This window comes from Serratia sp. K1WW1 (assembly GCF_055790865.1).
This window is the reverse complement of record NZ_CM147697.1, coordinates 5202059-5217224: the sequence shown is the minus strand read 5'-3', so window position 1 is coordinate 5217224 and position 15166 is coordinate 5202059. Positions and strand designations below refer to the sequence as shown.

Here is a 15166-nt window from a genome sequence, read left to right as displayed (position 1 = left end):
TGCAACCTCTAAGTAAGTGCTATACCTTGTGCGGCACCGTTTAATTCAGTTTATCCGTTAACGCTTTAAGTATCGCTTTCTCGGATTCGGTTAAGTCGTCTTTGGCGTTTTTAGGATAAACAATCAGCAGGTAAAGCTTGCCGCTGCGGGTGATAACGTAATAGATAACTCTTACACCACCTTGTTTCCCCATGCCTGGACGGTTCCATCGGATTTTTTACAACCGCTTGTTTTAATTATAGTATCGCCGTCTGAGTGATATTTTAACAGGTGGGTTTGTCGTTCACGAAAGCTATCATCGTCTAATAGGGTTTCGCGTTGCCTGCTAAAAACTGGGGTTTCGATGAACTCAAAGTATTCCATTACGACGCCTCCATATCATTCACAATACTCGTACATAGTACGACAATCAAGTTCTGATGGTTTATTGTACAGAAAAATTGCACCGACGCCTGCGGCAATCTCAGTTTGACAATATTGTGGAGTTTGTAGGGGGGACGTACGGGCCCCCAGTGAGTTTGGTGGGGAATGTCTGCAGTTTCAGAAGACGCCTGCGGGCGTCTCAGATTGATGACTAACCCCACTTTTTCAGGTGGGGTTAGTCTTTCTTAGCGACCGCAGGTCGCGATCGCGATATTTTTCCATAACCCCATCATTTGACCTTTCCTCTCCCCTATCGGGTTCTTCTCGGCTTCCAGGGACGCTTTTAACCAGGCATAAAGGTGATAAAGAAGCGCCAGCAGCGCCATCTTCTTCATATTCTGCGCCGTGGCCGCTAGCAGGCACTGCATCTGCACTTTCGACAGACCACGGAACCGCGCATATCGATGTCCATGGTGTTGTTTCGCATCCGCGAAGCTTCTTTCCACCGTTTCCTTGCGCCGCGCATACACCTTTTTGCCCCATTTCGTCAGTCGCAACCTGTTGGCCTCCTCTTTCGAGGCTTCCCATACGTGCCGCGTTATCGTTTTCTGTGCCTTGCTGTTCTGCGTGCATTGCCCTCTCTGCTCGCACCGCTGGCACACTGCCGGGGCTGAACGGTAATGCCGATAGCCGTTGCGGTCCGTTGTGCTGTATATCAGGAGTTCCTCCGCCGGACACACATACACATCACGCGCCTCGTCATACCTGAAGTGCTTTTTCTGGAAGTCATTCAGGCCTTTGTGTGGCCTGCGATAGCCCGGCACCAACGCGATATCCATCTCCTGCGTCAGATGGCACACCGCCGAGGTAAAATAGCCCGCATCCACACCCACGGCGACCGTATCAAGGTTGAACCGCTCCACCTGCCGTGCCAGCCTGCCGATGAACGGCTGGCTATCGTGCACATTGCCCGGCGTGACATGGGTATCCATGATGATGCCGTGCTTGCCGTCCACCGTGCGGTGGTCCAGATAGAAGAAGCCCTTTGGCTTGTTGTCCCGGTGCATAAAGCCGCTTTCCGGGTCGGTGATGCTGACTTTGGTGTTTTTAACGGCGTCGTTTTTGGTTGTTTTTCTTGCGGCGGGCAGCGGCTTTTTTTCGCGTTTCTTCCTGTCGGCCTCCACGGCGTAATTCAACTGTGTGAAGTATTCACTGACCCCTTCAGGGCGCAGTTCATTCACGGCCTTGCGTGGGTTGGCATCGGCTTTCAGGTGGGTACTGTCGGTGTAAAGTACGCGCCCGTTGGCCATGCCCTGACCCAGAGCCTGTAACACGATATGGTCAAAAATCTGCTGGAAGACATCGCTGTTGTTGAAGCGACGAATGCGGTTCTGGCTCAGGGTTGAGGCGTCGGGGACCTTCTCGGTAAGCCCCATACGCAGGAACCAACGGTAAGCGACATTGACCTGGATTTCCTTGACCAGACGGCGCTCGGAGGGGACACCGAAGAGGTAGCCCAACAGCATCATTTTAATCAGGCGAACGGGGTCGATAGCGGGCCTGCCATTATCGGGGCAATAGAGATGAGCAACGGCCTCGCGGATAAATTCAAAGTCGATAGCGGCATCGATTTGACGAACCAGATGGTCTTCGGGAACCAGTTCATCAAGGGTAATGGTTTCAAACTGGTATTGCTGGGGAGAGGGTTCTTTGAGCATGGCAGTCAGTCCGTTTTTTGCACTGACCTTATTAGATCAAAGTCCTGGCCTCACGGCCAGGACTTTGTCATCAATCTGAGACGCCTGCGGGCGTCTTTTTTTATCGGAAAAACTCAGCGTGTTCTCTTGGCCACCAGGGTGAACTTGTAATCTTCGCTTTTAAAGAAGTTGCGGCTGAACTCAAACACCGTGCCGTCGTTGAGAAAACCGGTGGAGACCTTCTCCAGGATCGGTTTCTGCGGATCGATCCCTAACGCCTTCACCACCTCTTCGCTTGGCATGACCGGGATGATCTCCTGCTCGCTGCGGTCAATCACCCGCTTTTTAACCTGTTCGATGTAGTGATATTTGGATTTCTGCATCACTTCGTAACTGAGGTCGGGGAACAGCGCCAACGGCATCCAGGTCTCTTCCAGGGTGACCGGCTTTTGCTTGATATAGCGCACCCGTTTGACGTAATACACTTTGTCTTCAGTGGTCAGGTGCAATGCTTCGGCGATGGTTGGGCTGGCCTTGGCGACTTCAAAGATCAGCACGTCGCTGTGGGTTTCCACGTTGCGATCCGCCAACTTTTCATAAAAGCTGGTGAGCTGATAGATATCGTAATTGACCTTCTCTTCTTTGACGTACCAGCCACTGCCCTGAATGCTTTCAATCACCTGCTCTTCGGTCAGCAATTTCAACGCCTGGCGCACAGTTACCCGGCTGACGTTGTACTGTTCGCGCAGTAAAGCCTCGGTCGGTAACGCGTCGCCGGGTTTCAGTTCACCATCCGCAACCTGTTGGCGCAGGGTATCCGCAATCTGGCGATAAATAGGCTTTTTGCTCACGTTTTAGTGTCCCCGGCTGGTTGTTGGATCTGCTGCCCGCATTCTAGCCTTGGGCCAGGGATAAACAAACCAATAACGCCATATTTCGTTAAGTTGTGCTTTAATTGAATTAATACAAATTTAATACAAAAATGGTGTTGATTTGAAATTGATCACAAATTGGTGTGGATTGTCTTGGTATGATCGCCGCCTGTTTATTGACGGAGCCGCCCTGGCTTCAGAGTGAGGATAAAGATGGACCTGAGCAGCCTGACCCACCCCAGTCTGATAAACCTGCAAGTGGCCTTTGCGGGGCGCGATCAGGCCATTCATCAGCTTGCCGACCAACTAAATGCGCAAGGCAAACTGCATGACAAAACGGCTTTTCTCCGCGAGGTCTTTGCCCGGGAAGCGCAAGGCCCTACCGCGTTGGGGGAAGGGTTGGCGGTGCCCCATGGTAAAAGCGATGCGGTAAAGGAAGCTGCCTTTGCCGTTGCCACGCTGAACACGCCGTTGGAGTGGGAAGGGATCGATGGCCCAGAAAGCGTCAACCTGATCTTCCTGCTGGCGATCCCTCAGGCGCAGGCCGGTACCACGCATATGCAATTACTGACCAGCCTGACGACGGCGCTGGTGGATGACGATATCCGCGCGGCAGTTCTAAATGCTCGTACGCCGGAACAGTTGTTGGCCCTGTTGGCAGGAGGGACGCCGGAACCTGTACCCAAACCGCAGGATGATACGCGGCCTACGGTGGTGTGCGTCACCGCTTGCCCGGCCGGTATCGCCCATACCTATATGGCGGCGGAATATCTAGAGAAGGCGGGGCGCAAGCTCGGCATCAACGTGTATGTAGAGAAACAAGGGGCCAACGGGATCGAAGGCCGCCTGACGGCGGAACAGCTAAATAGTGCCACAGCCTGCGTGTTTGCAGCTGAAGTCGCGATTAAAGAAGTGGAGCGCTTCAACGGTATTCCCCGTATCGAAACGCCGGTCGCCGAGCCAATCAAACACGCCGAACGCATTTTGCAGCAGGCATTGGCTGTGGGCCAATCCGCCAACGGGGCTGCGCGGGTGCAGCAAAGCGAAGTGCCGGTGCAGAAAAGTAGCGTGAAGACCGAACTCAAACAGGCCTTACTCAGCGGGATCTCTTTTGCGGTGCCGCTGATTGTGGCTGGGGGCACGGTGTTGGCCGTTTCGGTACTGCTGGCGCAGATCTTTGGTCTGCAGCATTTGTTCGATCAAGAGAACTCCTGGCTGTGGATGTACCGCAAGCTGGGCGGTGGCATGTTGGGCATCTTGATGGTACCGGTGCTGGCGGCCTACACGGCGTATTCGCTGGCGGATAAACCGGCCCTGGGCCCAGGCTTTGCGGCCGGGCTGGCGGCAAACATGATTGGCTCCGGCTTCCTTGGCGGTATTGTGGGCGGCCTGATCGCCGGCTATCTGATGCGCTGGGTGAAGAACCATGTGCGCCTCAGCCCCAACTTCAACGGCTTCCTGACGTTTTATCTTTACCCGGTGATTGGTACGTTGGTAGCGGGCAGCCTGATGCTGTTTGTGATCGGCGAGCCGGTGGCCTGGTTGAATAACAGCCTGACCGCCTGGCTTAACGGCCTGTCAGGTACTAACGCGTTGGTGCTGGGAGCAATCCTCGGTTTTATGTGTTCGTTCGACCTCGGTGGCCCGGTGAACAAGGCGGCCTATGCGTTCTGCCTGGGGGCGATGGCCAACGGTGTGTTCGGCCCTTATGCGATCTTCGGCGCGGTCAAAATGGTCTCGGCCTTTACGGTCACCGCTTCTACCTTGCTGGCTCCACGGCTGTTCCAACAGTTCGAGATTGAGACCGGTAAATCCACCTGGCTGCTTGGATTGGCAGGCATTACCGAAGGGGCGATCCCGATGGCGATTGAAGATCCCGTACGGGTGATCGGCTCCTTCCTGGTGGGATCGCTGGTTACCGGCGCGATCGTCGGTGGGATGGGGATTGGCCTGTCGACGCCGGGCGCGGGGATCTTCTCGCTGTTCCTGCTACACGATAACGGCCTCGGTGGCTTGTTGTCGGCAGCCGTTTGGCTGGGGGCGGCGCTGCTTGGCACGGCGATCTCTACATTGGTGCTGATCCTTTGGCGGCGTCAGGCGATGAAGCAGGGCAAATACACTCTCGTTCAGCCGCAGTGATCCCAGACGAATTAGCTGTCTTATTTAGGAATTGATTATGAAAGCTGTATCACGTGTTCACATTACGCCGCATATGCATTGGGATCGTGAGTGGTATTTCACTACCGAGGAGTCACGCATCCTGCTGATCAACAACATGGAAGAGATCCTGACCCGGCTGGAAAGCGATCCCGAGTACCGTTTCTATGTGCTGGATGGGCAAACGGCGGTGCTGGAAGATTACTTCGCCATCAAGCCAGAAAACCACGAGCGGGTGAAAGCGTTGGTGCAGGCTGGCAAGCTGATCGTTGGCCCGTGGTATACCCAAACCGATACCATGGTGGTGTCAGGTGAATCCATCGTGCGCAACCTGATGTATGGCATGCGCGACTGCCTGTCCTTTGGCGAACCGATGAAGATCGGCTATCTGCCGGACTCTTTCAGCATGTCTTCGCAGTTACCGCATATTTTCAACGGCTTTGGTATCACGCGCGCCATGTTTTGGCGCGGCTGCTCCGAGCGCCACGGCACCGACAAAACCGAGTTTCTGTGGCAAAGCAACGACGGCAGCGAAGTTGTGGCACAGGTGCTGCCGCTGGGTTACGCCATTGGTAAATACCTGCCTGAAGATGAAGCCGGGCTGCGCAAACGGCTGGACAGCTATTTCACCGTGCTGGAAAACGCCTCGGTTACCAAGGATATCCTGTTGCCGAACGGCCACGATCAGATGCCGCTGCAACAGAATATCTTCCAGGTGATGGCCAAACTGCGCGAGATTTACCCGCAGCGCGAGTTTGTCATGAGCCGTTTTGAGGAAGTCTTCGAACGGATTGAGGCCAGTCGTGAACGTTTGGCGACGTTGAAGGGCGAATTTAACGACGGCAAATACATGCGTGTGCACCGCACCATCTCGTCTACCCGCATGGACATCAAGATCGCCCACGCCGAGATTGAGAACAAGATCGTTAATATCCTCGAGCCGCTCGCCGCGATCGCCTGGTCGCTGGGCTTTGAATACCATCACGGCCTGCTGGAGAAAATGTGGAAAGAGATCCTCAAGAACCACGCCCACGACAGCATCGGCTGTTGCTGTAGCGACAAGGTACATCAGGAGATCATGACGCGCTTTATTCTGGCGGACGACATGGCGGAAAACCTGGTGCGCTTCTATATGCGCAAGATCGTCGACAATATGCCGGTACAGCACGCAGATGCCGACAAACTGACGTTCTTCAACCTGCTGCCTTACCCGCGTGAAGAGGTGATCAACACCACCATTCGTATTCGTGCCCAGCAGTTCTCGCTGGTGGATGAGCAGGGCCAGCCGGTGGAGTATTTTATCCGCGCCGCGCGGGAGATCGATCCTGGGCTGGTGGATCGCCAGATTGTGCATTACGGCAATTACGATCCCTTTATGGAGTACGACATTCAACTCTGTCAGCCATTGCCCGCGATGGGATATTGCACCCTGCATATTCATGCCAATCAGGCAGGCCAGCAACGCCAAGCTGCGTCGCAACCGGCAGAACTGTTGGAAAACGAGTATTACCGCATTGCCCTGAATGCCAACGGTACGTTGGATATTACCGATAAACAGAGCGGCTATGTTTATCAGCAGGTGTTGCAACTGGAAGATGGCTCCGACGATGGCGATGAGTATGACTATTCACCTTCCCGTGAAGAGTGGTTGATCTATTCCACGCAAAGCGCAGTGGCTACCTCAATCAAACATGAGGCTTGGCAGAGTATCGCCACACTGGAACTGCGTATGGCATTGCCAGCCAACCTGCAACAGCGGGCGGAGCGCCGTAGTGACGGTTATCTGGATGTGCTGTGCCAAGTGACGTTAGCCCACAACAGCCGCCGGATCGATATTGAGATGTGGCTGGATAACCAGGCCGACGATCACCGCGTACGGGTGTTGATCCCAACACCGTTCGCCAGTGAAAGCGTGCTGGCGGATAACCAGTTTGGCTGTATTACTCGTCCGGTGGACGATCCGGCGATGGCCGTTTGGCAGCAAGAGGGCTGGAAAGAGGCGCCGATCCCGGTGTGGCAACTGATGAACTTTGCCGCCCTGCATGACGATCTGCATGGGATGGCGTTGTTTACCGAAGGGCTGCGTGAGTTTGAGATTATCGGTGAGCGCCGCGATACCTTTGCCCTGACGCTGTTCCGTTCGGTAGGCGTGCTGGGTAAAGAGGAATTGCTGTTGCGGCCGGGTCGCCCATCCGGTATCAAGCTGCCAACGCCAGATTCCCAGATGCGTGGCAAATTGCATTGCCGGTTCAGTCTGTTCGGTTTTGCAGGAGATCCACACCGGGCGGGCGTGATGCAGCAGGCGCGGGCCTATGTCACTCCGGTGCGCTGTTACAACAAGATCCCGTTTGATGCGATGAAGCTCAATCTGGCAAACTTCCGCACGCCGCTGCACTTTAGCCTGCTTTCGATGCCTGATTCAGGCCCGGTGCTGAGCGTGTTGAAGAAGGCTGAGGATGCCGATGCTTTGATTATCCGCGTGTATAACCCCTCAGAGCAAGTGTCGATCTGTGGGGCACTAACGTTGGCGGCTCCAGCGCAGGAATGGCTGGAAACCGGGATGGACGAGCAACCGCTGCCACAGCAAGATGTGGCTAAAGGGGATTTCACTACCTTGGCGCCTTGCCAGTCGAAAACCTTCCGCTTTATTCGCTAACTAACAGCCAGAGGCGTGGGTTGCCACGCCTCTGAATGCAGCTATAAACCGAATTGTCGTGCCAGTTGGTCGATAGCGGCACGCTGGAACTGGTTAAACGCTTCGCGGGGCTGCTGTTGCTGAATAAATGCCAGCATGGGGTCCTGCACCTCGGTGCGTATGCCGCTCAACTCTTCCATTACCGCCAGGCCGCAGAACGGCACATAGGCTTCGGCATAACCCCCTTCATGCACCATTACCAGCTTGCCACCGCAGAGCCTGTCAGCAGCGCTTAGCACCTGAGCGGTCATAGCGCGGAAACTGTCGCTGTGTAACTGCATCCGCGCCAGTGGATCGATGGCGTTGGCATCGTAACCGCAGGCGATGATGATCATCTCTGGTTCGAACTGCTCCAGCGCCGGAATGACAATTTGCTGCATGGCGTATTGATAGCCGTCGTCACCGGCCCCGGCCAGCAGCGGAATATTGATGTTGTAACCTGCCCCGGCCCCTTCACCGCGATCTTGTTCACCGGCGTAGCCCGCCGGGAAACAGCCGTCTTGATGCAACGAGATGGTCAGCACGTCATCACGTTGCCAGTAGATATGCTGGGTGCCGTTGCCGTGGTGCACGTCCCAGTCGATCACCGCCACCTTGCCTAGCCCGCAGCGGTCTTTGGCGCGTTCGATAGCAATGGGAATATTAGCCAGGAAGCAGAATCCCATCGATTGGTCCGGCAGGCAGTGATGGCCCGGCGGGCGTGACAGGGAATAGGCATTGTCCAGTTCGCCTTTCAGCACCGCCTCTACCGCAGCGCAGGCCAGCCCGGCGGAGAGTTTGGCAATCTCATAGCTGCCTGGCCCCAAAGGTGCCTCTTCCCCCAACATACCGCCGCCGTTATCGCTCAGCTGTTTGAAACGTTGCAGATAATGTGCCGGATGAATGCGCAGTAAATCTTCCTCATCGGCCAGCTCGGCACTCAGCAGCTTGAGCTGGCGCGACAGCCCGGAAACGTCCATCAGGTTTTTCATCCGCCGCTTGGTTTCCGGGGATTCGGCATGCCCAGCCCCTGAAGGCGGTTGCACCCAGCCGCCCACCGGCAGCGTGGTGGCATGTAAGCCGGTGCTATGCCAGAAACAGCGTTCATCGAAGAAAAAACCGGTTGTTCTTTTCACCTTATGACTCCTGTTAAACGGCGCGGCGCGCGCGGTGAAGCCAGCGATATCAGCAGCAGTGACAGCAGCGCACAGCTCAATGCGCCGATCAGCAATGCGTTGATCCCGCCGGAAGATTCGATCAGGTAACCCGCCAGCGTGGGGCCAATGGCCATGCCGCCGCCAATCACCAGATTGATGCTGTTCATCAGCTTGCCGTTGTTATCCAGCACCGAGACGCGCGCCAGAATAAATGGCAGCACAAAGGTCCAGGTAAACTTGAACATCACAGCGGCAAGGGTGAAGCGAATGAGTAGCGGGTTGCGGCTCAGCAGCAGGACGCTGGCAATCAGCAGGCCGTAACCGATCCACAACAACGGCTTGTGGCTGCGTCTTGCGCCAACCAATGCCGCCCCGCCAGCCCCTATGATGCCAAACAACGTGGCGGCGGCCAGCACCTGCCCGCTGTGCACCGGTGAAAGGCCTGCGGCTTCGGCGATAGTGCCGATAAAGGTCCAGACCGCGCTCAGGCTGATGTAAAAGGCCAATACCGCCAGCACAGCAAACAGCTTGTAGATGGACGGGCTTGGGGGCATCTGGCTGGCCGCGCTGTGGCTATGGCGAAAACCGCTGGGGAATGCGCCCAGTAACGGCAGACAACACAGCATGATCGCCGCCAGGATCAGGTAAACCGCCATCAGGCCGAAATGAGCAAACAGCGGGGGCAATGCCAGCAAGCCGAACACCCCTAGCAGCAGTTGGCCCAGTACCCAAAAGGCATAGACCCGGCTGGGGTTGGCGGTGCCCGCAGCGCAGGAGATGCAGAGGATCATCAGCGTGCCACCGGCCAGTGAAGCGATAAATCGCAATACCAATAGCAGGCTGAAATCGGTGGCCATGGCCGAGGCGAGATTACCGATCAGGAACACCGCCGCCGCCAGCGTGGCGATCTTGCGCCAGTTGATCCGGCTGATCCACCACCAGGCGGGCAGTGTGGCGATGCTCATGGCTCCCAGTTCGGTGGAAAACAGATGGCCGATCTGGCCTGGCGTGAGGTGCCACTGGCTGGCCAACTGGGCCGCGACGGCGGGGGCGGTCATCAGGATCCCCGGCGCGATGGCGGCAAACACGATGATCGCCGTTAACAGCCTGGGTGGGCAGGGGAGCAAGGCTCCGGCAGAAGGCACAGAAACTGCATCACTGGACATCGTCGTTATCCTTGAGTTTCGTCAATCATTACCCTCCACGCTTTTTAAGCATGGGGAGGCCGCGCCAGCATTGGCGTATGGTTGATTGTTACTGCTTGAGTCAGGATCAGCCGTAAGCAATAAAACCGCTGGAGACCAGTTCGGTGCGATTAACCACGGCGGTTTTGGCAAAGATGTTGCGCATATGGGTTTTCACCGTCGATAGAGAGATACCGAGCTTCAAGGCGATACGCTTATTACTGGCCCCTTCGCGTACCATATTGACGATCTCCTGCTCTTTGGCGGTGAGCAACTGGGCTTCACTGTCTGGCAGCAGATCGCGGGTGGCCAGTTCGATCAACGGCAGCACCGCACGTAAGCGGCTGCGCTCCAATTCGGTGAACGGCGTATCGCGGATCAGAGAAACCCCGGCAATGATCCGCTTACGCTGGCGGATAAAAATCTCCGTCATGTCACGCATGCGATTGGGCAGCATAAAGTCGTGATAATAGTGGCGGTTATTGGCGATCGCCGCTGGCGTCATGTTCACCATCTGGATGTCTTGCTGGTGGAAGTTGGCCGGTTTTAACGGGTCCAGCTGTTGAAAATGGTCCAGGTATTGCTGATGGGTATCATCGCTAATGCCATGAAGAATGTAGTGATCTGGCCGCAGGTCCGGGTCCACCAGATAAAAAACCCCGGCTGAAACTGGGATCAGATGCGCAATGGTATTCAGACAGCTCGAGATAAAAGCGTCATTACGCATGAAGGATGATGTGGTTGTCATAATGCATTTTCCTCCGTTGATCGCTCAGTACCCTGAAGGACACCTGCAAAGGTATCTGGACAATATGTGAACGATACCAGCATAGGTGTAGCAATTATGCAACACAACGAAAACATATTAACAACGTGAGCCGGATTGCAATAAAATACATTAATAACAACATCTCCATGTTGATTGGCTGGGTATCCTTCTGTCGAATAGTGGCATTTTCATTAACACATTAATGAAATGCACCGGGCGGTTACTACTGAATTTAAAGTGATTTCTCGTTTCTCCCTCTTCTGCTCCGCGCTACGTCCTTGACGTTTTATCTCTCCTCCGGGCTAGTCCTTAAGGACGATAGCCAAATTTTTCGATTACTTCCTACACTGCAAAACTTGGCGTGATACACCTGATGAAAAGATGAGGCCCTGACAGTGATGAAGAAAAAGACCTTGGCGGTGGCATTGAGCAGCGCATTATCGGGCATGGTTCATGCCGCAGACGGCGAGCGGCCTAACGTGTTGATTATTATTGCGGATGATATGGGCTATTCCGATATCAGCCCGTTTGGCGGCGAGATCCCCACACCCAATCTGCAAACGCTGGCTGAGCAGGGTGTGCGCATGAGCCAATATTATACCTCGCCAATGTCTGCGCCAGCGCGCTCGATGTTGATGACGGGCAATACCAACCAGCAGGCTGGTATGGGCGGCATGTGGTGGTATGAAAGCACCGTCGCCCGCCCCGGTTATGAGATGCGGCTGACCGATCGGGTTACCACCATGCCGGAACGGTTTAAAGATGCCGGTTATGCCACCATGATGGCGGGCAAATGGCACCTGGGCTATACCGACGGAGCCGGGCCAACCGATCGCGGTTTTGAACGCGCCTTTGCCTTTATGGGCGGCGGCACCAGCCATTTTGACGACGCCGTACCCCTGGGAACGGTTGAGGCCTTCCATACTTTCTATACCCTAAACGGCAAGCGCGTTTCCCTACCGCAGGATTTTTACTCCAGCAAAGCGTACGCCACGCAGTTGGAGCAATGGATTACCGACACGCCAAAAGACCAGCCGGTATTTGCCTATCTGGCGTTTACCGCGCCACACGATCCGCTACAGGCTCCCGACGACTGGATCGCCAAATTCGATGGTAAGTATGATGCAGGCTATCAACATATTTATCAGCAACGTATCAATCGCTTGAAGGCCCTGGGGATTATTTCCGACAGTACGCCAATGCCGCATCTGGCGCTGGAAAAAGAGTGGCAGGCGATGACACCGGAACAGCAGAAATATGCCGCCAAAACCATGCAGGTCTATGCGGCGATGATCGCCTATATGGATGACCAGATCGGCGGAGTGATGAAAACCCTGCAGCAAACCGGCCGTGACAAGAACACCATCATCATCTTTGCCACCGACAACGGTGCCAACCCGGCCAGCGGTTTTTACTACGGTTCCAAGCCTGAGTTCTGGCAGCAGTTTGACAATAGCTACGCCAACATCGGACGAAAGGGATCGTTCATCTCTTATGGGCCACACTGGGCTAACGTCAGCAACGCGCCTTATGCCAACTACCATAAAACCACCAGTGCGCAGGGTGGGATCAATACCGATATGATCTTCTCTGCTCCGCAGTTGAAGCAGCGTGGTGGCATCGATAAAACACCGATGGCGGTCTACGACATTGCGCCAACGCTGTATGATTTTGCCGGTATTGATGCCACCAAGGCACTGAAGTCCAAACCTGTTATTCCAATGGTGGGGCTCAGCTTCAAGCGCTATTTCAGCGGTGATGTTGCCGCTGCGCCGCGTATTACCTATGGCGTAGAGCTGCATAACCAGGCGGCTTATGTCGATGGTATCTGGAAACTGCGGCGGTTAGTAGCCGGTGGGCCGCAGGCGAATATGGCGGCGTGGGGGCTGTTCAACCTGCAGGACGATCCGTTGGAAACCCATGATTTGGCAGCCAGTCAGCCCGATCGGGTTAAGCGCTTGAGTGGCGAATATCAGCAGTTTGCCGACAAGGGCATGGTGATTGAGGCGGCAGGTAAAGAGATCGACTATCTGGGCGTTGATCCGCAAACTCATCGCTACATCGGTCTGGATCCTGTGACCCAGAAGCCATTACCGCAGGTAGCAGAGTGAATATTGCCTTGCTGCGCGCGCAGCAGATCCCTGTGCACATCGTGCCGCGCGCCAGCGTGCCTTTTCATATGTTGGTCAAACCTATCGGTGCAGGCTGTAATCTGGCCTGCAACTACTGCTATTACCCGCAGCGGGACCAGGCGCAGAAGATGGATGAGGCGCTGCTGGAGAGTTTTATCCGCCAGTATATCGCCAGCCAGCCACGCTACAGCCGGGAGATAAACTTTGTCTGGCAGGGTGGTGAGCCGCTGCTGGCGGGGATCGGTTTCTACAAGCGGGCAATAGCGTTACAACAAAAGTATGCGCCGCCGGGTGTGCTGATCAGCAACAGTCTGCAAACCAACGCCACTTTACTGAACCCGGCCTGGTGCCGCCTGTTCAAGCAACACCAGTTTATTATCGGCGTTAGCCTGGATGGCGATCGCCAGATCCAGGATACCCATCGGCCAGATAAACGTGGCAACAGCAGTTATGATGCAGCGCTGCGTGGCATTGCGCTACTGCAACAGCATCAGATTGAATTCAATTTGCTGGTGGTGGTGCATGATGGCGTCGCCGACCAGGCTCAGGCCATGTACGACCATTTTGTGGCGCTGGGCGTACGTTACCTACAGTTTCAGCCTTTGATGCTGGAAGGCGATGCCCCGGCGGCAGGCTATGGTTTGAGTGCCGCCAATTGGGGGCGCTTTATGGTGGCGATCTACCGCCGCTGGCGCAACCAGGGCCATCTTGGCCAGATTTTTATCATGAATATTGAGCATGTCTACGCCCAGTATTTCACCAACGTTAGCCCCAACTGTGTTCACTCCGCCCGCTGCGGCGGCAATCTGGTGATGGAGCCGGACGGCAGTGTGTATGCCTGCGATCACCTGATCGATGCCAAGCATCGGTTAGGTCGTTTTAATGACGCTAGCGAGTTTGCTGGCTATGTAGATGCAGCTATCGAGATGGACTTTGGTAAAACCAAGAGCCTGCGGCGAGAATGCCAGAGTTGCAGTGTGAAAAGCGTATGCCAGGGCGGCTGTCCGGCACATATCGGAAAAGACCGCTACAACCGGCTGTGTGCCGGTTACTACGCTTTCTTCTCTGAGGTGTTGGCTCCATTGCAACGCTACCCGCGAAGTAGCCACGGTGTTAATTTATGGCGTGACAACCCCTTATAATCCTGTATAACCCCTTTCTGGTTTCACATATGTTATTTACAAAAATACTTTTCAATAACATTTCCTACAAAAGGTAATCATATTTTTAATTTAAAGTGGTTTTATTTCTCGTGGAATTAAATTGTTTTAGGATTAATCTCTCATTAATCTAGAATTGGACGAGTGAAAGAAACTTGCCGTTTTCACCTATCTGCACCAAGATAAATCAGTGACTTACGTGATATATTAGGTGGTTTAACTAGGTGTCATGGATGACAGGCAGGTTTTTCAACTAATTATACCAATAAAATGGTGTTATTAACGTTGCCAATAATCATCAGATTGTTCTGGTTGTTTGTTCCTTTTTTTATTTATTTGGTGGTTTAAAGTTTTGTTGATTGGTTGTATGTTTTGTTTTTAGACTTTTATCTCTGAAGAATTAACTATTTCCCCTTTTCAAAATGCGTATTGAGATACGATTGCTTTTGGCTAGAATACGCCTTGCCGAGAGGTTTTAGAAAGCTTTCCTGGTGATAAGGAGAGTCATTACAGGAGGGGCTTCTATTATGGACCGTGTTGTATGCCAAGAATTCCAGCGGAAATACAAAAGAGAACACGAGTTGGTGCTGTTTGGCTATTTGATTGACGATCTTTATCAGTTGGACATTCAGAGCAGAACAATAACCAAACTATCGAGAAAGAATAATAGCTATAATGAAGTGATAAAACTCCGGGTCACGATGATGAGGTTATTAACTTTTCTTATGAGTGAGGCTGATGGAAAAGTGGTTAATCACTACGAACTACTGACTAAAATCTGGGAAGGTTACGGGTTAATCGCTTCTCATCAGCGATTGTCCCATGTTATTGCCAGGTTAAAAACTAAATTGAACCTTATTGGTATTTCCTCTGACTTTATCACGACCGTTCATGGTAAAGGCTACATCATTAATGGGCATAGTATTATCAAGCTTTACCGTTCGGTAAAATAGAAGTGATTTAAAAGGCTAGCCTTTTAATCAAAGCTCCCATGTTGGGAA

Annotated in this window: 10 protein-coding genes and 1 pseudogene; 5 read left to right on the top strand and 6 right to left on the bottom strand. The window is 53.9% G+C overall.

The window, feature by feature from the left end:
* Window positions 1-40: 40 nt before the first annotated feature.
* The 3 genes and pseudogenes from ACX9GU_RS23590 to ACX9GU_RS23580 all read right to left on the bottom strand — a co-directional run bounded on the left by ACX9GU_RS23590 (window position 41) and on the right by ACX9GU_RS23580 (window position 2911).
* Window positions 41-363 (bottom strand): annotated as a pseudogene (locus ACX9GU_RS23590) (type II toxin-antitoxin system RelE/ParE family toxin).
* 245 nt (window positions 364-608) lie between these two features.
* Window positions 609-2081, bottom strand: coding sequence for an IS1182 family transposase (locus ACX9GU_RS23585; protein WP_473192181.1), 1473 nt, complete (start codon window positions 2079-2081; stop codon window positions 609-611).
* Window positions 2082-2194: 113 nt separating this feature from the next.
* Window positions 2195-2911 (bottom strand): GntR family transcriptional regulator, encoded by a 717-nt coding sequence (locus ACX9GU_RS23580; protein WP_260515202.1) that lies wholly within the window; start codon window positions 2909-2911, stop codon window positions 2195-2197.
* Window positions 2912-3145: 234 nt separating this feature from the next.
* Here ACX9GU_RS23580 and mngA point away from each other — a divergent pair, with 234 nt between their 5' ends.
* Window positions 3146-5071: a PTS 2-O-a-mannosyl-D-glycerate transporter subunit IIABC gene (gene mngA, locus ACX9GU_RS23575; RefSeq protein ID WP_473193100.1), complete on the top strand. Its 1926-nt coding sequence runs from the start codon at window positions 3146-3148 to the stop codon at window positions 5069-5071.
* Between the two features lie 37 nt (window positions 5072-5108).
* Window positions 5109-7745 (top strand): mannosylglycerate hydrolase, encoded by a 2637-nt coding sequence (gene mngB / locus ACX9GU_RS23570; RefSeq protein WP_473193099.1) that lies wholly within the window; start codon window positions 5109-5111, stop codon window positions 7743-7745.
* 41 nt (window positions 7746-7786) lie between these two features.
* On the opposite strand, the gene ACX9GU_RS23565 is transcribed toward mngB, so the two are convergent.
* The 3 genes from ACX9GU_RS23565 to ACX9GU_RS23555 form a co-directional block, all read right to left on the bottom strand.
* Window positions 7787-8899, bottom strand: coding sequence for a class II histone deacetylase (locus tag ACX9GU_RS23565; RefSeq protein ID WP_473193098.1), 1113 nt, complete (start codon window positions 8897-8899; stop codon window positions 7787-7789).
* Complete coding sequence (locus tag ACX9GU_RS23560) at window positions 8896-10086, bottom strand: MFS transporter (protein WP_473193097.1); 1191 nt, start codon at window positions 10084-10086, stop codon at window positions 8896-8898. Before ACX9GU_RS23560 ends, ACX9GU_RS23565 begins: the two co-directional genes overlap by 4 nt.
* Before the next feature lie 106 nt (window positions 10087-10192).
* Entirely contained in the window at window positions 10193-10852 is a 660-nt protein-coding gene (locus ACX9GU_RS23555) for a helix-turn-helix transcriptional regulator (protein ID WP_024485482.1), read from the bottom strand.
* Between the two features lie 419 nt (window positions 10853-11271).
* Between ACX9GU_RS23555 and ACX9GU_RS23550 the strand changes: the two genes are divergently transcribed.
* The 3 genes from ACX9GU_RS23550 to ACX9GU_RS23540 all read left to right on the top strand — a co-directional run bounded on the left by ACX9GU_RS23550 (window position 11272) and on the right by ACX9GU_RS23540 (window position 15118).
* Window positions 11272-12984: an arylsulfatase gene (locus ACX9GU_RS23550; RefSeq protein WP_473193096.1), complete on the top strand. Its 1713-nt coding sequence runs from the start codon at window positions 11272-11274 to the stop codon at window positions 12982-12984.
* The gene (locus ACX9GU_RS23545) at window positions 12981-14147 is read left to right on the top strand and encodes an anaerobic sulfatase maturase (RefSeq protein WP_473193095.1); all 1167 of its coding nucleotides are present in this window, start codon (window positions 12981-12983) and stop codon (window positions 14145-14147) included. The genes ACX9GU_RS23550 and ACX9GU_RS23545 overlap by 4 nt, the downstream gene beginning before the upstream one ends.
* Before the next feature lie 545 nt (window positions 14148-14692).
* Complete coding sequence (locus ACX9GU_RS23540; RefSeq protein WP_473193094.1) at window positions 14693-15118, top strand: winged helix-turn-helix domain-containing protein; 426 nt, start codon at window positions 14693-14695, stop codon at window positions 15116-15118.
* Window positions 15119-15166 lie beyond the last annotated feature (48 nt).